The 16,690-nt window shown below is 67.8% G+C and carries 18 protein-coding genes and 1 pseudogene; 7 read left to right on the forward strand and 12 right to left on the reverse strand.

What is annotated here, in order from left to right; all coding sequences use genetic code 11:
• Positions 1-29: 29 nt before the first annotated feature.
• Positions 30-710 carry a glutaminyl-peptide cyclotransferase gene (locus LGN19_RS24925; protein ID WP_226217675.1) on the reverse strand — a complete coding sequence of 227 codons (681 nt, stop codon included), beginning with the start codon at positions 708-710 and terminating at the stop codon, positions 30-32.
• A gap of 31 nt (positions 711-741) precedes the next feature.
• Positions 742-1,962, reverse strand: coding sequence for a helix-turn-helix domain-containing protein (locus tag LGN19_RS24930; protein WP_226217677.1), 1,221 nt, complete (start codon positions 1,960-1,962; stop codon positions 742-744).
• A 114-nt stretch (positions 1,963-2,076) separates the two neighbouring features.
• On the opposite strand from LGN19_RS24930, the gene LGN19_RS24935 reads away from it, so the two are divergent.
• From LGN19_RS24935 to guaA, 6 genes are all read left to right on the forward strand, one after another.
• Positions 2,077-2,841, forward strand: coding sequence for a DUF899 domain-containing protein (locus LGN19_RS24935; protein ID WP_226217679.1), 765 nt, complete (start codon positions 2,077-2,079; stop codon positions 2,839-2,841).
• Positions 2,819-3,676, forward strand: a complete 858-nt coding sequence (locus tag LGN19_RS24940) for a DUF2182 domain-containing protein (protein ID WP_413227242.1) — start codon at positions 2,819-2,821, stop codon at positions 3,674-3,676. Before LGN19_RS24935 ends, LGN19_RS24940 begins: the two co-directional genes overlap by 23 nt.
• A 65-nt stretch (positions 3,677-3,741) precedes the next feature.
• On the forward strand, positions 3,742-3,903 hold the full coding sequence (locus LGN19_RS24945) for a hypothetical protein (RefSeq protein ID WP_164462495.1): 162 nt from the start codon (positions 3,742-3,744) through the stop codon (positions 3,901-3,903).
• A 51-nt stretch (positions 3,904-3,954) separates the two neighbouring features.
• On the forward strand, positions 3,955-5,415 hold the full coding sequence (guaB, locus tag LGN19_RS24950; RefSeq protein ID WP_226217681.1) for an IMP dehydrogenase: 1,461 nt from the start codon (positions 3,955-3,957) through the stop codon (positions 5,413-5,415).
• A gap of 6 nt (positions 5,416-5,421) precedes the next feature.
• Positions 5,422-6,027 (forward strand): hypothetical protein, encoded by a 606-nt coding sequence (locus LGN19_RS24955; protein WP_174960901.1) that lies wholly within the window; start codon positions 5,422-5,424, stop codon positions 6,025-6,027.
• A gap of 116 nt (positions 6,028-6,143) precedes the next feature.
• The gene (gene guaA / locus LGN19_RS24960) at positions 6,144-7,763 is read left to right on the forward strand and encodes a glutamine-hydrolyzing GMP synthase (RefSeq protein ID WP_122945683.1); all 1,620 of its coding nucleotides are present in this window, start codon (positions 6,144-6,146) and stop codon (positions 7,761-7,763) included.
• A gap of 251 nt (positions 7,764-8,014) precedes the next feature.
• On the opposite strand, the gene LGN19_RS24965 is transcribed toward guaA, so the two are convergent.
• Positions 8,015-8,632: a PolC-type DNA polymerase III gene (locus LGN19_RS24965; protein ID WP_122945682.1), complete on the reverse strand. Its 618-nt coding sequence runs from the start codon at positions 8,630-8,632 to the stop codon at positions 8,015-8,017.
• Positions 8,633-8,866: 234 nt separating this feature from the next.
• Entirely contained in the window at positions 8,867-9,532 is a 666-nt protein-coding gene (locus LGN19_RS24970) for a DJ-1/PfpI family protein (protein ID WP_226217683.1), read from the reverse strand.
• Between the two features lie 96 nt (positions 9,533-9,628).
• Between LGN19_RS24970 and LGN19_RS24975 the strand changes: the two genes are divergently transcribed.
• Complete coding sequence (locus tag LGN19_RS24975) at positions 9,629-10,183, forward strand: TetR/AcrR family transcriptional regulator (protein WP_226217685.1); 555 nt, start codon at positions 9,629-9,631, stop codon at positions 10,181-10,183.
• Positions 10,184-10,324: 141 nt separating this feature from the next.
• Here LGN19_RS24975 and LGN19_RS24980 read toward each other — a convergent pair whose 3' ends face one another.
• From LGN19_RS24980 to LGN19_RS25015, 8 genes and pseudogenes are all read right to left on the reverse strand, one after another.
• The gene (locus tag LGN19_RS24980) at positions 10,325-10,774 is read right to left on the reverse strand and encodes an acetyltransferase (protein ID WP_122945680.1); all 450 of its coding nucleotides are present in this window, start codon (positions 10,772-10,774) and stop codon (positions 10,325-10,327) included.
• A gap of 106 nt (positions 10,775-10,880) precedes the next feature.
• Positions 10,881-11,348, reverse strand: a complete 468-nt coding sequence (locus LGN19_RS24985) for an NUDIX hydrolase (protein ID WP_174976918.1) — start codon at positions 11,346-11,348, stop codon at positions 10,881-10,883.
• A gap of 51 nt (positions 11,349-11,399) precedes the next feature.
• On the reverse strand, positions 11,400-12,284 hold the full coding sequence (locus LGN19_RS24990; protein WP_122945679.1) for an NAD(P)-dependent oxidoreductase: 885 nt from the start codon (positions 12,282-12,284) through the stop codon (positions 11,400-11,402).
• Positions 12,285-12,385: 101 nt separating this feature from the next.
• Entirely contained in the window at positions 12,386-12,682 is a 297-nt protein-coding gene (locus tag LGN19_RS24995; RefSeq protein WP_122946702.1) for a gamma-butyrobetaine hydroxylase-like domain-containing protein, read from the reverse strand.
• A pseudogene (locus LGN19_RS25000) lies at positions 12,682-13,669 on the reverse strand (HEAT repeat domain-containing protein). The gene LGN19_RS24995 and the pseudogene LGN19_RS25000 overlap by 1 nt, the downstream one beginning before the upstream one ends.
• Positions 13,670-13,712: 43 nt before the next feature.
• On the reverse strand, positions 13,713-13,958 hold the full coding sequence (locus LGN19_RS25005; RefSeq protein ID WP_226217686.1) for a ferredoxin family protein: 246 nt from the start codon (positions 13,956-13,958) through the stop codon (positions 13,713-13,715).
• Between the two features lie 11 nt (positions 13,959-13,969).
• Entirely contained in the window at positions 13,970-15,709 is a 1,740-nt protein-coding gene (locus tag LGN19_RS25010; RefSeq protein ID WP_226217688.1) for a fumarate reductase/succinate dehydrogenase flavoprotein subunit, read from the reverse strand.
• Positions 15,706-16,476 (reverse strand): GntR family transcriptional regulator, encoded by a 771-nt coding sequence (locus LGN19_RS25015; protein WP_226217690.1) that lies wholly within the window; start codon positions 16,474-16,476, stop codon positions 15,706-15,708. The genes LGN19_RS25010 and LGN19_RS25015 overlap by 4 nt, the downstream gene beginning before the upstream one ends.
• Positions 16,477-16,690 lie beyond the last annotated feature (214 nt).

The raw sequence follows: 16,690 nt of genomic DNA on the forward strand, positions 1-16,690 counted from the left end.
GTGCGGGCGCGATCGCGGCGGGCGGCGGGTCATTCGTCAGCCGGATCGGGCGTTGTGTCCGCGCTGTTGCCCAGTGCCCGCGCGGGCCGCCGCACGGTGCGCAACGTGCCGCTGTTGCCGCCGCCGCAGTAGAAGCGGTCGTGGCCGTCGGATTCGAGCCCCGATACGCCGACGCCGGCCGGCATGTCGATCTGCTCGAGCACGCGGCCCGTGCGCGGATCGATGTGCCGCAGGTCGGCCTGGTCGGCTTCCCAGGTGCCGTGCCACAGCTCTCCGTCGACCCACGTCACGCCCGTGACGAAGCGGTTCGATTCGATCGTGCGCAGCACGGCGCCCGATTGCGGATCCACCTGATGAATCTTGCGTTCGCGGTACTGGCCGACCCACAGCGTGCCTTCGGCCCATGCCAGCCCCGAATCGCCGCCGCCGCCGGGGGCGGGAATCGTCGCGAGTACGCGGCCCGATTCGGGATCGATCTTCTCGATGCGGTCCTCGACGATCTGGTACAGGTGGCGGCCGTCGAACGCCGTGCCCGCATGCGCGGCGACGTCGAGCGAGCGGACCGTCGTGCCGCATTCCGGGTCGAGCGCATTGAGCTTGTCACCGGACGCGTACCACACGTACTGCCCGTCGAACGTGACGCCGTGTACGCCGTCGACGCCCGGAAACGGGCCGTATTCGCGAAGGATGTCTGCACTGGAGCGTTTCATGTTCGTCACCTCGTCGTTCGGTGAGGTCATCCTAATCGCCCGGCAGCGGGGCAGGGAGTAACAAGGTCGTCGCGAAACCGGGCAGCGGCGGCGTCATCCAGCGGCGCGCGCGGCCACGGCCGAGCGCCTGGACCTTGTCGGCTTCGGCGAGCGCGTCGAGCGCGCGCTGTACGGTGCGCTGGCTCGCGCCGAGCGCCAGTGCGAGCGCGGAGCTCGACCACGCTTCGCCATCGGCGAGGAGCGCGAGCACGGCCGCGTGGCGATCGTCGACTGGGCGCGCCAGGACGACGGTCTCGCGTATGCCGAGCGGTTCGAGCGCAAAGCCGCGCGGCGTCGCGATGACGTTCGCGAGCGGCCTGAGCATCGCGCGCAGCCGGCCGATCTCGACGCGCAGGCGCGCGCGATGCGATTCGTCCGCGTGTTTCGCGCGGAATGCGGCCGCGACGAGCACGTGGCGCGACACGTCGGCCGGCCATGCCTCGCCGAGCGCGCGGGCGAGCACGAACAGCACGGGCCGCCGCGCGAGCGACACGGTCGTGCGTGCGTCGCGCACCGTGTGGCGGCACGCATCGACGACGAGCGCGTTCGACGCGAACAGCGTCTCGACTTCGTCGAGCTGCACCAGCCGCGACGTGCCGCGCGCGATGAGGCGCGCGGCCGGTGCGTCGAGCACGTGTGCCGCGGTGTCGACCTCGGCCGTCAGCGCGGCGATACCGGCGTCGCCGGCCGCGGCGCGCGCTCGGGCGAGCGCCGCACGGGCCGCGTGCGTGCGGATGCGGCGCATCGCGATGCCGGCTGCGATCAGCTCATGGGCGGCGCGCGATGCGGCCGGCAGCGGCGCGGGATCGAGATGCGCGAGCATCTGCTCGGCATCGTCGAGGTGCCCGATCAGCAGCAGCCGGCGCACGCCGAGATAGCGCGCATGCGCGGCGTTCGCGCGGTCGCCGTGCGCGTCGAGCGTTGCGCAGGCGGCGTCGAGCGCGCGGGTCGGCCAGCGCAGGTCGCGCGACGCGAGCGCGATCTCCGCTTCGGCGACGACACAGCGCGCACGCGCCACGGCCTCCTTCGCGCCGAACGCGCGTGCGGCGCCGCGCACGAGTGCACGCGCGCGTTCGAAATCGCCGAGCTGCGCCATCGCGATCCCGCGCAGCGCGAGCGCCGGCGCATCGTCGCGCAGCGCGACGCGGTTCAGCGCGCCGAGCGCGTCACCGGCCGCAAGCGCGCGCGCGGCCGCGGTGATCAGCGAATCCATCCGAATCCCGACACACTTGTCACTCCCTCCGGCCCGATGCCCGCCACTAATCTAGCACCACGCACACGGCACCGGACGCCGTGCCCGGCAACCCATCGGAAGGAGGTACTCGCCATGACGACCCATCTCACCGGAACGCGCGACGAATGGCTGGCCGAGCGCCGCGCGCTGCTCGACGCGGAAAAGGCGCTGACGCGGCAAAGCGACGAACTCGCGCGGCGGCGCCAGGCACTGCCGTGGGTGCGCGTCGACAAGATCTACCGGTTCGACACCGAAGACGGGCAGGCCACGCTCGACGATCTGTTTCGCGGCCGGTCGCAGCTGCTCGTCTATCACTTCATGTTCGGCCCCGACTACAAGGCCGGCTGCCCGTCGTGTTCGTCGATCGCCGACGGTTTCGACGGTTTTGCCGTGCACCTGGCGAACCACGACGTGACGCTCGCGGCCGTGTCGCGCGCACCGCTCGCGAAGCTGCTCGCGTACCGGCAGCGGATGGGGTGGCGCTTCCCGTGGGCGTCGTCGGTCGGAAGCGATTTCAACTTCGACTTCAATGTGTCGTTCACCGAAACGCAGCAGCGGGCGGGCGACGTCGAGTACAACTATGCGCGGGCCGGCCACGCGATGGACATGGATCCGCCGCCGGCGCCTGTCGTGGAGTTCGCGGCGACCTGCGGCACGGACGCGGTCACGTATTCGCTCGACCGGCCGGGGATGAGCGCGTTCGTGCGCGAGGACGGCGCGGTTTATCACACGTACTCGACCTATGCGCGCGGGCTCGACGGGCTGTGGGGGATGTACCAGTGGCTCGATCGCGCGCCGCGCGGGCGCAACGAGACGGGCCCGTGGTGGCGCCGTCATGACGAATACGCACGCGGCTGAGCGCGCCGGCGACGGGCGGGGGCGGGCGATCACACAGCCGGCTGCTGGCGATACGGGCCCCGATCCGAGGGTATTCGGCGTGGCGGTTGTGGCCGCGTTCGCGCTCGCTGCGATGGCGACCCTGGCGCAACACGCGTCGATGGCCGTGATGGGTGGCGAACCGATGCCCGGTGGCTGGATGACGTCGGCGGCATGGCAGCGGCCGTGTGGATGGGGCGCCGGCCGCACGTTCGCGGCGTTCGCCGGCATGTGGGGCGCGATGACGGCGACGATGATGCTGCCCGTCCTCGCGCCGGTGCTCTGGCGATACCGCCAGGGCATCGGTCCGCAGGCGGCGGCGCGTTCGGCCTGGCTCGTCGTCGTCGCGGGTGCCGGGTATTTCGCGGTGTGGATGGTGCTCGGGGCGCTCGTGTTTCCGGCCGGCGCCGCACTGATGAGCGCCGCCGCACGGCTACCGGCGCTCGCGCGAGCGATGCCGTTCGTGGTCGGCACGGTCGTATTGGCTGCAGGCGCCCTGCAATTCTTCGGATGGAAGGCGCGCCGGCTGGCGTGCTGCCGGCACGCGGCGACCTGTGTGCACGTGCCGCGCGTGGATGCCGATACGGCATGGCGGTACGGCGTGCGAGCCGCCATGCGATGCGGGATGTGTTGCGGAAACCTGATGGCGGTCGCGCTGGCGGCCGGCATGATGGATCTGCGCGTGATGGCGGCCGTGACGCTTGCGATCGCCGCCGAACGCCTTGTGCCGGCCGGTGGGCGTGTTGCACGGATCGTCGGCTGCGTCGCGGTCGGCGGCGGCATGGCGATGATCGTCCGCGCGGCCGGGCTGTTGTGAGGCGGGGAAGGCGGGCCCGTTCGACGCGTTGCCGGGCCGCGCTTCACCGTCGGCGCGATCGCCGCGTGGCCGGCCCGCAACAGGCGGATCGGCCGATTCGTGGCCGGCTGCGCGAATGGCGCGATGCGGCGGTGAAACGAAAGGCGATCGAAAACGAACCGAACGGCGAACCGAACGATTCGGCCCCCGAACGGAGGAAAGCGGCTAAGCCGTTGTTCGTGTTGTGAAAATTCGCAGCGCTTCGCGTATAATTCGCTTTTGCGCCCATAGGATTTGCCATGCGTCTGATCCAAAAAGCACTCACTTTCGATGACGTGCTCCTCGTTCCCGCCTTCTCCGACGTTCTCCCGCGCGACACCAGCCTCAAGACCCAGCTGACCCGCAACATCTCCCTGAACATGCCGCTCGTGTCCGCCGCCATGGACACGGTCACCGAAGGTCGCCTCGCGATCGCGATGGCCCAGCAGGGTGGCGTCGGTATCGTCCACAAGAACCTGACGCCGGCCGAACAGGCCCGCGAGGTCGCGAAGGTCAAGCGTTTCGAATCGGGCGTCGTCCGCGATCCGATCACGGTGCCGCCGCAAATGAAGGTGCGCGACGTGATCGCGCTGTCGCGCCAGCATGGCATCTCGGGCTTCCCGGTCGTCGAAGGCCCGCAACTGGTCGGCATCGTCACGAACCGCGACCTGCGTTTCGAAACCCGCCTCGATGAACCGGTCAAGTCGATCATGACGCCGCGCGAGCGCCTCGTCACGGTCAAGGAAGGCACGCCGCTCGCCGAAGCGAAGGCGCTGATGCACAGCCACCGCCTCGAGCGCGTGCTGGTCGTCAACGACGCATTCGAACTGCGCGGCCTGATGACCGTCAAGGACATCACGAAGCAGACCGAGCACCCGGACGCGTGCAAGGACGAACACGGCAAGCTGCGCGCAGGCGCGGCGGTCGGCGTCGGTCCCGACAACGAAGAGCGCGTCGAGCTGCTGGTGCAGGCCGGCGTCGACGTGATCGTCGTCGATACCGCACACGGCCACAGCAAGGGCGTGCTCGAGCGCGTGCGCTGGGTCAAGCAGAACTACCCGCACGTCGAGGTGATCGGCGGCAACATCGCGACGGCCGCCGCCGCGAAGGCGCTCGTCGAATACGGCGCAGATGCGGTCAAGGTCGGTATCGGCCCGGGCTCGATCTGCACGACGCGGATCGTCGCCGGTGTCGGCGTGCCGCAGATCAGCGCGATCGCGAATGTCGCGGAAGCGCTGAAGGGCACGGGCGTGCCGTGCATCGCCGACGGCGGCGTGCGCTTCTCGGGCGACGTGTCGAAGGCCCTCGCGGCTGGCGCGAACGCGGTGATGATGGGCAGCATGTTCGCGGGCACCGAAGAGGCGCCGGGCGACGTGTTCCTGTACCAGGGCCGCCAGTACAAGTCGTACCGCGGCATGGGCTCGGTCGGTGCGATGAAGGACGGCGCGGCAGACCGCTACTTCCAGGACAACTCGGCGAACATCGACAAGCTCGTGCCGGAAGGCATCGAAGGCCGCGTCGCGTACAAGGGTTCGGTCAACGCGATCCTGTTCCAGCTGGTCGGCGGCGTGCGCGCGAGCATGGGCTACTGCGGCTGCAAGACGATCGACGAGCTGCACGACAAGGCCGAATTCGTCCAGATCACCGCGGCGGGCATGCGCGAGTCGCACGTGCACGACGTGCAGATCACGAAGGAAGCGCCGAACTACCACGTGGACTGATCGCCGATGAAACCGCTGCTGCGAGCCGTGTTGATCATCGATGCCGTGCTGCTGCTGGCGTTCGGCGTGCTGTTCGTGCTGACGCCCTGGCAGTCGCTGTTCAACGCATTGCAACTGGCGAGCGTCCAGCCGGCGATGCTCGGCCAGGCGTTCGGCATCGCGTTGCTCGGGCTCGCGTGGCTCGCGTTTCATGCAGCGTTCAACGGGGATCTCACCGCGCCCGTTGCGCGGTCGGTCGGCCACGTGTACTGGCTGACCGGTGTGCTGACGATCGTCTGGTCGATCGGCACCGGCAGCGGTCCCGCGCTGGCTGCCGCCGGCCGGGTGCTGTCGGCCGTGGCCGGCGTCGTGCTGATCGTGCTGGGCCTTGGCGGCGTGCGGCTCGCATCGGCCGTGCGCCGGCGCGAGAAAGCGCAGGCGCTCGAGGCGCGCGCGCCGGCGCAGCGTCCGGCCGAGCCGGCGATGGCGCCCGCGTCGTCGCCCGCACCGCAGCGTGTCGAACCGGTCGTCAGCCGTCCCGCGGCATCTGCCGCACCGTCACCGGCTTCATCCGGCTCCAGTCAATCGTCAGGCGGCGTCGCACTCGACGAGCGCCCGCCGATGCAGGATTGACCGGCCATGCGTCGCGCGTGCTGCCTTCCGCCCGACGCCGCTGTCCATGCTATTGACGCAGCGCATGATGTAAATGATGCGCTGCTTTTCTTATTCTCTTCATCCCGTCCGCAGCCATGCACGACAAAATCCTGATTCTCGACTTCGGTTCGCAAGTCACCCAACTGATTGCGCGACGCGTGCGCGAAGCGCACGTCTACTGCGAAATCCATCCGAACGATGTGTCCGACGACTTCGTCCGCGAGTTCGCGCCGAAGGCGGTGATCCTGTCGGGCAGCCACGCGAGCACGTACGAAGACCATCAGCTGCGCGCGCCGCAGGCCGTATGGGATCTCGGCGTGCCGGTGCTCGGCATCTGCTACGGCATGCAGACGATGGCCGTGCAGCTCGGCGGCAAGGTCGAGTGGAGCGACCACCGCGAATTCGGTTACGCGGAAATGCGTGCGCACGGCCATACGCGCCTGCTCGACGGCATCGAGGATTTCAAGACCGACGAAGGCCACGGCATGCTGAAGGTCTGGATGAGCCACGGCGACAAGGTCGCCGAGCTGCCGCCGGGTTTCGCGCTGATGGCATCGACGCCGAGCTGCCCGATCGCCGGCATGGCCGACGAGGCGCGCGGCTACTACGCGGTGCAGTTCCACCCGGAAGTCACGCACACGGTGAAGGGCCGCCAGATCATCGAACGCTTCGTGCTGCAGATCGCCGGCGCGAAGCCCGACTGGATCATGAAAAACCACATCGAGGAAGCTGTCGCGAAGATCCGCGAGCAGGTCGGTGACGAGGAAGTGATTCTCGGCCTGTCGGGCGGTGTCGATTCGAGCGTCGCGGCCGCGCTGATCCATCGCGCGATCGGTGACCAGCTCACCTGCGTGTTCGTCGACCACGGCCTGCTGCGCCTGAACGAAGGCAAGATGGTGCTCGACATGTTCGAGGGCCGCCTGCACGCGAAAGTCGTGCACGTCGACGCGGCCGATCAGTTCCTCGGCCACCTGGCCGGCGTGACCGATCCGGAAGCGAAGCGCAAGATCATCGGCCGCGAGTTCGTCGAGGTGTTCCAGGCCGAGGCGAAGAAGCTGTCGAAGGCGAAGTGGCTCGCGCAGGGCACGATCTATCCGGACGTGGTCGAATCGGGCGGCACGAAGACCAAGAAGGCGACGACGATCAAGAGCCACCACAACGTCGGCGGCCTGCCGGAAACGCTGGGCCTGAAGCTGCTCGAGCCGCTGCGCGACCTGTTCAAGGACGAAGTGCGCGAGCTGGGCGTCGCGCTCGGCCTGCCGCCGGAGATGGTGTACCGCCATCCGTTCCCGGGCCCGGGCCTCGGCGTGCGGATTCTCGGCGAAGTGAAGCGCGAGTATGCCGACCTGCTGCGCCGCGCGGATGCGATCTTCATCGAGGAACTGCGCAACACGACCGCGACCGCGCACGATGCGGCTGCCGGCCTGTGCGGCGAAGCCGATGTCGGCAAGAGCTGGTACGACCTGACGAGCCAGGCATTTGCGGTGTTCCTGCCGGTCAAGTCGGTGGGCGTGATGGGCGATGGCCGCACGTACGACTACGTGACGTCGCTGCGCGCAGTGCAGACGACCGACTTCATGACCGCACACTGGGCGCACCTGCCGTACGCGCTGCTCGGCCGCGCGTCGAACCGGATCATCAACGAGGTGCGCGGGATCAACCGTGTGGTGTATGACATCTCGGGGAAGCCGCCGGCGACGATCGAGTGGGAATAAGCGTTCGTGCTGAATCAGCGTTCGATTCCGCTCTCGTCGTGGCGCATCGGTTGGTGGCGCGATAGGGCGTGAGCGGATGGCGGGTTCAGCTTGTTCGCTGTCCCGCACGGACCGTGACAAGAAACGGCTTGGCGATTGCCAAGCCGTTTTTCGTTAACGCGTTGCGTGAGTCACGAGACGTCGTGCGGCATTCGTGACGCGGCAATCCGTTGTGCGCTCGCTGGCGATCGCTTCCGTCCGCTGACCGGATCTCACGCGTGTGACCCCACGAGCGACCGCAGATACATCGGCACTTTCGCCTTCGCCGTTGCTTGCACGCGCGCCATGAGTGCGTGATCGATACGACCCAGCCCGTAAGTCCGCGCAATGTCCTGCTGCAGCCGGCACCACAGGTGACCGGCCATCTCGGCATCGACCATCGCCCGGTGCGCACGGCCCGATTTGGGCAAGCGCAGCATATCCACCAGGCTCGACAGGCGGTGACTCTGGGCATCCGGGTAGATACGTCGCGCCACGAGCATCGTGCAAGCAAACGCATGCTCGGCCGACATGCCGAGCAGCCCGAGTTCCGCCTGCCAGAACCGTTTGTCGAAGCCGGCGTTATGCGCGACGACCGCATGCTTGCCGACGAACGCTGCGGCTTCCTTCATGACTGTCGACGCTGGCGGCGCCGATGCAATCATCTCGTTCGTGATGCCGGTCAGCGCGACGACATCGGACGGTATGCGTCTGCCTGCATTCATCAGGCTCTGGAAACGGTCGACGACCTGTCCGTCCCGGAGCAGGATGACGGCGATTTCGGTCGCACGGTCGCCCATATTCGGCGAAAGTCCGGTTGTTTCGAAGTCCAGTACCGCAACGGTTTGCATGGTCGAATCCTGTTGCTTCACGCGGTGTCGTTAGAGTGGCCGAGAGGTTAGCATCTCCAGGCCCGCGACAGGCTCGTTCAGCCCGGGAAACGACTATGCGTGCAGCGAGCGCCGACCCGATCGATGAGGCGGACCGCCCGCGAATTCGTTCCGACCCGCCGTTGGCTTGGCAGGACGCACGACGATGCAACAGGGCGCTGATCGCCGACTATCGGCAGCCCATGGGTCCGCGCGTCATGCCGCCAGCCCGGTTTCGCCTTCAACCATCCGGATCGGGCCCGTGGTTTGTCCCGCACCCTGCCTGATGCTGAATTCGATCAGATCTTCGTAAACCTCCCGTTGCCCGGCAGGCAGCACGGGCAGCAGCGTCTCGCGCCGCTTGTCCGCATCGAACATCGATTCGACGAGCCACCCCGTCAGATAGAGCGACGCCAGGCATCCGCCCGCGGTTGCGACGTTGCCGTGGCACACCAGCGGCTGGTTCAGCACGTCCAGCCCGAGTGCCTGCAAACCCTTCCGCGCGTCGGGATGCGTCGTGGCGCGGCGCTCCGGCAGCAGCCCGAGCCGCTCGAGAATGAAAGCCCCGCCGCAGATCGACCCGACCCGCTGGCGCTCGGGATCGAGATCGAACGACGGCAGGAAATCGGGACGGGCCAGTGCGGCCGGTACGCCTTCCTTGCCGCTCGAAAAGAGGACCGCATCGGCGTGATTGGCGTCGGCAAGCGGGCCGTGCGTCGGGATGGCCAGACCGTGTGCGGAATGCAGCACCGGCTGCGCACCCAGGATCCGGACGCGCCAGTCGCGGTTGTTGCGGCCGAGAATGTCCCACATCAGGAACAGGTCGACGTCGGTGAACCGGTCGAATGCAACGAGAGCGATGTCTTTCAAGGTGGACTCCATGCGTGGTGGCGCGCTGCCGGATGCGGCGGCGGCCGTGATAGAGTTCGCAGCCTATCTGTCCCTACCGCACCATACACAGCCTGTATGGCGATGACGATGAGCACACTGACGCGAAACGACTGGATTGCAGCGGGCTTCGAGGCCCTCGACGGGGAAGGGTATGCGGGCGTTTCCGCCGAGAGCCTCGCGCGACGGCTGAACGTGACCCGCGGATCGTTCTATCACCACTTCCGCAATCGCGAGGACTTCGTCAGGACCTTGCTGACCGTGTGGGAGGACGACTACACCGCACGCATGCTTGCGTATGCGGCGGGCGGCCACGGTGCCGGCGACACGTTGACGCGCTACCTGCACATTGCCGCGGAGAAGCGGCCCGGCCGTGAAATCGCGATTCGCGCGTGGGCGCTGCACGATCCGCTGGTGGCGGAATTCCAGCAGCGCGTCGATGCGACGCGCCTGGCATTCGCGGTCGAGACGTCCCGCCGCTGGGCCCGTATGCCGGGCGAAGCCGAGATCGTGGGGCAACTCGCGCATCTCTGCCTGATCGGCGGCCAGCAAGCCGGGCTGCGGCGCGACGCCGAGCGGTTCAACGGCTTCATGCAGCGCGCGTTTGCGGCCGTCGGGAGCAGGCTTGCGCGGGGACGCGCGTAACGGTGCGATGCGCGCGATACCCGTGATGTAGGGGCGTCAAGGGTATCGCGGAATCGAAGGCAACCGGATGCTCGGGATGGCCGTCGACGAAAGCACACGAGACGAAGCGCAAGCAGAAGGCACGCGCTTTCGCGATACCGCTCAGGCTTGATCGCCCCTGCGATAGCGCAGGTGAATCAACGGATAAGCCCGACCTTGTCCATCGAGCGCCGATCGCCCGGTGCGCTCGAATCCCAGCCGTTCATAGAATCCCGCCGCCTGTTCGTTCTGCTCGTTGACGTCGGTCGACAGGCCGGGATGGCGCCTGAGCGCATCCTCAACAAGCAGGCGTCCGATCCCCGCGCCGTGATGAGCGGGATCGATGAACAGCGCTTCCATGTGACTGCCGTCGAGCAGCATGAAACCGATTGGCCGATCGGTTTCGTCGACGGCCAGATCGAGTGGTGCATCGGGCAGAAACGCCACGACTTCCGACTCGATCGAGCGACGGTCGTCGTCGCTCAGGAAATGATGCGTGGCATCGACTGCGCTGCGCCAGATATCGAGCACGCGCGCGCCGTCGGCCGGGGTGGATTGGCGGATTCTGATCATGATTCGATTTGTTGTTTTGGTCGCGATGCCGGCAGGTGGCCGGCGCCGTCAGGGTCCCGATCGGGCCGCCTGCACGGTGGCGCGGAAAGTAAGCATTATGTCAGGTTCAGGCGCGAGGCGTTTCGGCCAAGGCTGCTGCCCGTTCCACCGCCCGCCGCGCCACGTCCCGCACGCCCGCACTCATCGGCAGATCGTCACGATCGAGTTCGGCGAGATCGAACCAGCGCGCTTCGAGTGCATCGTCACCCGCAACGGGCATGCCGCGCAGCCATTGGCACAGCACGGCGACCAGCACGTAATGCTGGCGCAGGCCGCCATTGGCATCGTGATCGAATGCATCCAGCGCGGTGAACACGTCCAGCGCTTCGACGTCGATCGCGGTTTCTTCGGCGATCTCGCGCACGGCGGCGCGCGTGACGGTTTCACCGGCTTCGATCTTGCCGCCGGGAAACCCCCAGCAGCCGGCATCGGGTGGATTGGCGCGGCGAACCATCAGCACGTCGTGCTCGCGGAGGACGACGCCGATCACGGCGGGAACGGGGCGCACGGTCGGCGCGGGCGAGGAATCGGACATGAGGGTGCTAAGCGTCGAAGCGGATGGAGGTGAGCCGTTCCAGGCGGCGAGTCATCGCCCGTCCTCGGTACGCTGCTCGATTGCGCGGATCACGGCGACCATGTCGGCGGACCCGTGCCCGGCCTGTTCGGTCTCGCCGTAAAGCGCGTGGCAGATATCGAGCAGCGGCGACGCGATGCCGATGCTGCGCGCCGATTCGGCGACGAGGCGCGCATTCTTCAGCACGTCGGTGATCGCGGCCTGCACGGAGAAATCCGCCGCGACGAGTTTGCCGATCTTCACGCGCGACACGTCGCTCGCCATCGGGCCGGCGTTCAGCACGTCGGCGAAGCGGGCGAGATCGATGCCGTGGCGTTGTGCGAAATGCGTGGCTTCGGTCAGGCCGGTGACCATCGTGATCAGGAACAGGTTGACGGCGAGCTTCATCGTCAGCGCCGACGGCACCTCGCCGCAGATGAAGCTGTCGCGGCACAGCGGCTTCACAAGCGGGCGGACCGCGTCGACGTCGTCCGGCGCACCGGCCAGCATCACGACGAGCTGGCCCGCTTCGGCCGGCTTGCGCGACCCCGACACGGGTGCCTCGACGTAGCGGCCCGACGCGGCCGCGATCTCGTCGGCCAGCGCGCGCGAGTATTCGGGCGACGTGGTGCCCATGTTCACGATCACGTGATCGCCGACGCGACGACTGAAGTCGGGCGTGCCGCGCCCGAGGACGGTGTCGATCGCGGTGTCGTTCGCGAGCATCAGGATCACGGTGCGGCAGGCTGCGAACACGTCGTCGGCGTGCTCGGCGATGCGTGCGCCGGCGTCGCGCAGCGCGTCGTCGCTGCCGTGGGAGCGGCTCCATGCGACGAGCGGCGTGCCGGCCCGCGCAAGATTGAGCGCCATCGGCGTGCCCATCACGCCGAGGCCGATGAATCCGACTGCCGTTTGCATGTCCTGACTCCCGCTGTGAGTGGAGACGATCGTGGCCGTCAGTATCGCAGCGTTTTCGTTCGCATGTCGGCGATGCCGCGCGCGTCGCGCAGGAAGGGGTTCTAGCGATGCGATGGCGGCGCGTTCATGCCGGCGAGATACGGCCACGGATAGATGCCGCGTGCATGGCCGTCGCCAAATGCGAGACGGATGCCGTAGCCGGCTGGTTCCACATCGTCCAGCGTGAGGTCGGGCTGCACGTCGACATGGCCGCCGTCGTACCGGATCCGACGGCATTCCGCACACGGGCAGCCGCTGCGCAATTGCGCATAGCCGATGCGCTGCGTGTCGCCGTCCGGCCAGCGCAGCGTCAGTGCGCGTGCCGGATGATCGAGCACGATCTCGGTCGGCACGATCATCATGAAGCGTCGTCGATCTGCCGGATCGCGATCCGCACGGCCTTGCGAACCTCGGGGTCGCGATCCTCCAGTGCGGTGTGCAGCGCGGGCAGGGTCGCACGCTCGCGCAGCTCGCCGAGCGCGAGCGCGGCCTCCTTGCGCAGGTTGCCGATCGCATGCGCAAGCAGGGCGGCGATTGCCGGGGCGGCGGTGCTGTCGCGCAACTGGCCGAGCGCGCGGACGGCGCGCAGGCGTACCTGCCAGTAATCGTCGTCGAGCGCGGCGACGAGCGGTGCGCTCGCAGCGGAGATACGCAGCTTGCCGAGTGTCGCGGCCGCTTCCTCGCGCACTTGCCAGGCGGGATCGCGCAGTGCGGCGAGCAGCGCCGTCGCGATGGTCGCGTCGCCGGGCGACGCGAAGCCGAGCGCGCCGACCGCCGCACGTCGTACGTCCGCATCGGTGTCGGTCGTCGCGACGCGCGCGAGCGGCGGCAGCGCGTGCGCATCCTTGAGCCAGCCGAGCACCGCGACGGCCTCGGCGCGCACGGCTGCCGCGTCGGCATCGAGCGCGTGCAGCGCGGGCGCAAACGCATCGGGGTCGCGCAGTTCGCGCAAGCCGCGCAGCACGGCGCCGCGCACGAACGGTTCCGGCCGGTCGGCCCAGCGACGCAGCACCGCGCCCGATGCAGCGTCCTTCAGTTAGGCTTTGCGCGGCGGTGGCCCGTACGCCGTCGTCCGGATCGAGCAGCGCGCCGGACAGTGCGTCGACGACGTCGGGCTGCTCCCACGCGCCGAGCACGCGGGCGGCTTCGCCGCGTACGTCGGCCGACGCATCGTCGCGCAGTGACGTGACGAACGCGGGCACGCAGTCGGGATCCTCGAGATCGGCGAGTTCGAGCAGCGCGATACGGCGCACGGACGCGTCGGGTGCGGCGAGGCGGGTGACGAGCGCGGCCTGGTCGGGGTCGTGCGCGCCGGGCAGCGGGGAAGCGAAGGCAGAGGCGGTCATGGGTAAGCGATCGGGGGAGGGTGAGAGCCTGCCGCGCACACGATCAGCGCAGCAGGTACGGGATGTCGACCTTGACCGCACCGGTCGGGCAGTCGCGCTCGCACGGCATGCAGTACCAGCACTCGTCGAACTGCATATAGGCCTTGCCTTTCGTCACGTCGATCGCGAGCAGGTCGAGCGGGCACACGTCGACACAGACGGTGCAGCCCTTGTCGGCGATGCACAGATCCTCGTCGATCGTGACGGGCGCGCTGCTGCGCAGGAAGATGTCATGCGGCGTATGGGACACGGCAGGATTCCTCAGAGGGTGGCCGCGGGTGCGGCCGGTTCGCGGATGCGCAGATGCGCGTAGGCGCTGCGCTCGTCGTCGGCGAGCGGTACGACGTAGGGTTCGACCGCGCGCTTCTCGCTGCGCATTGCGCCGTCGGCGCCCTTGCTCAGCCACGTGTGGCAGAACCACTCGGCGTCGTTGCGCTGCGGGAAGTCGACGCGATGGTGGTACAGCCCCCAGCGGCTCTCGGTGCGGAACAGCGACGCGCGCGCGGCCATTTCCGCGCAGTCGCGGATCGCGCGTACCTCGGCGGCGCGCATCAGTTCGTGCGGATGATCGGCCTTTATCGATTCGATATCCTCAGTAATGGCGTCAAAGCGTTGCAGCCCGATTTCCATCTTGCGCGTCACCTTCGGCGGTTGCAGATAGTCGTTCACCATGCGGCGCAGCTTGTATTCGACCTGCGCCGGCGCCAGGCCGCGCTCGCGCAACAACGGCGCAAGCACGCGGGTGCGTTCGGCGGCGACCTGTTCGTCGTCCACCGGGGCATGCGCACGGCCGGCCACGTAGTCGGCCGCGTTCTGCCCGGCAAACCAGCCGTACGTAAATGCACCGAGCATGTAGTTGTGCGGGACGGCCGCCATGTCGCCGGCCGCGTAGAGCCCCGGCACGGTCGTCTCCGCGCGTGCGTTCACATACACGCCGGATGCGCTGTGGCCGCTGCAGAAGCCGATCTCGGAGATGTGCATCTCGACCATCTGCTGCCGGTAGTCGGTGCCGCGCCCCGCGTGGAAGCGGCCGCGGCTCGGCCGCTCGTTCGTATGCAGGATCTGCTCGATGGTCTGGATCGTTTCTTCCGCGAGATGGTCGAGCTTCAGGAACACGGGGCCGTTGCCGCTTTGCAGTTCCTGGTAGAACTCCCACATCATCTGGCCGCTCCAGTAATCGCATTCGATGAAGCGTTCGCCCTTGCTGTTCGCGGTGAAGCCGCCGAGCGGGCCCGTCACGTACGCGCACGCGGGGCCGTTGTAGTCCTTGATCAGCGGATTGATCTGGAAGCATTCGAGGTTCGCGAGCGCGGCACCGGCGTGATAGGCCATCGCGTAGCCGTCGCCTGCGTTGGTCGGGTTCTCGTAGGTGCCCATCAGGTAGCCCGAGGCCGGCAGGCCGAGGCGGCCGGCCGCGCCGCAGCAGAGGATCACGGCCTTCGCGCGGATCACGTGGAACTCGGCCGTCCGGCAGTCGAAACCGAGCACGCCGCTGGCTCGACCCTGTGCATCGGTCAGCACGCGCGTCGCGACGATCCGGTTCGTGATCGCGATGCGCGCGCGCTTCAGCTGCCGGTACAGCACTTTCTTGATGTCGTGGCCTTCGGGCATCGGCAGCACGTATGCGCCCATGTGGTGGACCTTCTTCACCGCGTAGTCGCCGGTGCCGTCCTTTTCGAACTTCACGCCCCAGCGGTCGAGCTGCTCGATCGTCGCGAAGCTGTGCGTGGCATACGCATGCACGGCTTCCTGGTCGACGATCCCGTCGTTGGCGATGGTGATCTCGCGCGTGTACTGCTCGGGTGTCGCATGCCCGGGGATCACCGCATTGTTCAGGCCGTCCATCCCCATCGGGATCGCGCCGCTGCGCTTCACGTGCGCTTTTTCGAGCAGCAGCACGCGCAGCGACGGGTCGCGTTCCTTCGCCTTGATCGCCGCCATCGGGCCGGCCGTGCCGCCGCCGACCACGACGATGTCGTATTCGAGCACATGGGTAGTCATCGTTGTGTCCTTGCAGGTTTGCGCGGCTTCTGCCGGTCGATGCGCAGCCGGTACTGGAAGGCGTCGCCGCGGAAGTAGAGAATTTCGTAGTCGATCGGTGCGCCCGACGCGTCATGCGTGAGGCGCTCGATGCGCAGCACGGGGCTGCTTTCCTCGACATGCAGCGCATCGACGATCTCGTCGTCGGCGAGAATCGCGTCGATCGACACGTCGGCATGGCCGAGCGGGATGCCGCAGTCGTTTTCCAGGACCAGGAAGATGTCGCGGGTCGCGAGATCGGCGCCCGCGAGGCGTTTGCCGACGGCTTCGGGCACCCAGGTCTGTTCGAGCGACACCGGCTCGCGATTCAGCAGCCGCACGCGATGAATCTCGACGAGCGGCGCGCTTTCGGGCACGTTCAGCTTCGTCGCGAGATGGCGGTCGGCCTTGACGGTGCGGAAACTGCGCACCTGGTTGACGATCTCGTAGCCCATCGACGACATCGCCTCGGCGAAGCCCTGCAGCGACGTCACGTTCTGGAATGCCTTCGGCTTCGACACGAAGGTGCCCTTGCCGTGCAGCTTGAACAGCAGGCCTTCCTTCTGCAGATCGCCGAGCGCCTGGCGCACCGTGATACGGCTGACGTCGAACATCGCGCAGAGATCGTGCTCGGAAGGCATCCGGCTGTGCGGCGCATAGGTGCCGTCGAGAATGCGCGCGCGCAGGGTGTCCTTGATCTGCACGTAGAGCGGAGCCGCCGACAGCGGCACGACGTTGGGTGAGGTCATCGGTCAACTTGTTATGACAAGATCGCTCGAGTGTAGTCAGCGTGCTCTCGGGGCCCAACCAACGATTTCTGATTTGGACTTTCCGATTCCCGAAAAGCACGCTGGCAGGGGACAGACCGACCGGACGATCCGTCACGCGGTGTCGGCCCGAGCCGCCGGTTGCGGGCGGAGCGGAGCGGCGGACCATAAAAAATTCGTCAGCGTGCGTCCCGCG

Origin of the sequence: Burkholderia sp. AU30198, from assembly GCF_020419825.1 — a bacterium.
GTDB lineage: Bacteria > Pseudomonadota > Gammaproteobacteria > Burkholderiales > Burkholderiaceae > Burkholderia.

Coding starts and splice junctions, on each gene's coding strand:
- LGN19_RS24955 (WP_174960901.1), top strand. CDS start 5,422: ATGAAACCGCTGCTGCGAGCCGTGTTGATCATCGATGCCGTGCTGCTG.
- guaB (WP_226217681.1), top strand. CDS start 3,955: ATGCGTCTGATCCAAAAAGCACTCACTTTCGATGACGTGCTCCTCGTT.
- LGN19_RS24935 (WP_226217679.1), top strand. CDS start 2,077: ATGACGACCCATCTCACCGGAACGCGCGACGAATGGCTGGCCGAGCGC.
- LGN19_RS24925 (WP_226217675.1), bottom strand. CDS start 710: ATGAAACGCTCCAGTGCAGACATCCTTCGCGAATACGGCCCGTTTCCG.
- LGN19_RS25015 (WP_226217690.1), bottom strand. CDS start 16,476: ATGACCTCACCCAACGTCGTGCCGCTGTCGGCGGCTCCGCTCTACGTG.
- LGN19_RS24980 (WP_122945680.1), bottom strand. CDS start 10,774: ATGATCAGAATCCGCCAATCCACCCCGGCCGACGGCGCGCGCGTGCTC.
- LGN19_RS24975 (WP_226217685.1), top strand. CDS start 9,629: ATGAGCACACTGACGCGAAACGACTGGATTGCAGCGGGCTTCGAGGCC.
- LGN19_RS24930 (WP_226217677.1), bottom strand. CDS start 1,962: ATGGATTCGCTGATCACCGCGGCCGCGCGCGCGCTTGCGGCCGGTGAC.
- LGN19_RS25010 (WP_226217688.1), bottom strand. CDS start 15,709: ATGACTACCCATGTGCTCGAATACGACATCGTCGTGGTCGGCGGCGGC.
- LGN19_RS24965 (WP_122945682.1), bottom strand. CDS start 8,632: ATGCAAACCGTTGCGGTACTGGACTTCGAAACAACCGGACTTTCGCCG.
- guaA (WP_122945683.1), top strand. CDS start 6,144: ATGCACGACAAAATCCTGATTCTCGACTTCGGTTCGCAAGTCACCCAA.
- LGN19_RS24970 (WP_226217683.1), bottom strand. CDS start 9,532: ATGGAGTCCACCTTGAAAGACATCGCTCTCGTTGCATTCGACCGGTTC.
- LGN19_RS24985 (WP_174976918.1), bottom strand. CDS start 11,348: ATGTCCGATTCCTCGCCCGCGCCGACCGTGCGCCCCGTTCCCGCCGTG.
- LGN19_RS24995 (WP_122946702.1), bottom strand. CDS start 12,682: ATGATCGTGCCGACCGAGATCGTGCTCGATCATCCGGCACGCGCACTG.
- LGN19_RS24940 (WP_413227242.1), top strand. CDS start 2,819: ATGACGAATACGCACGCGGCTGAGCGCGCCGGCGACGGGCGGGGGCGG.
- LGN19_RS24990 (WP_122945679.1), bottom strand. CDS start 12,284: ATGCAAACGGCAGTCGGATTCATCGGCCTCGGCGTGATGGGCACGCCG.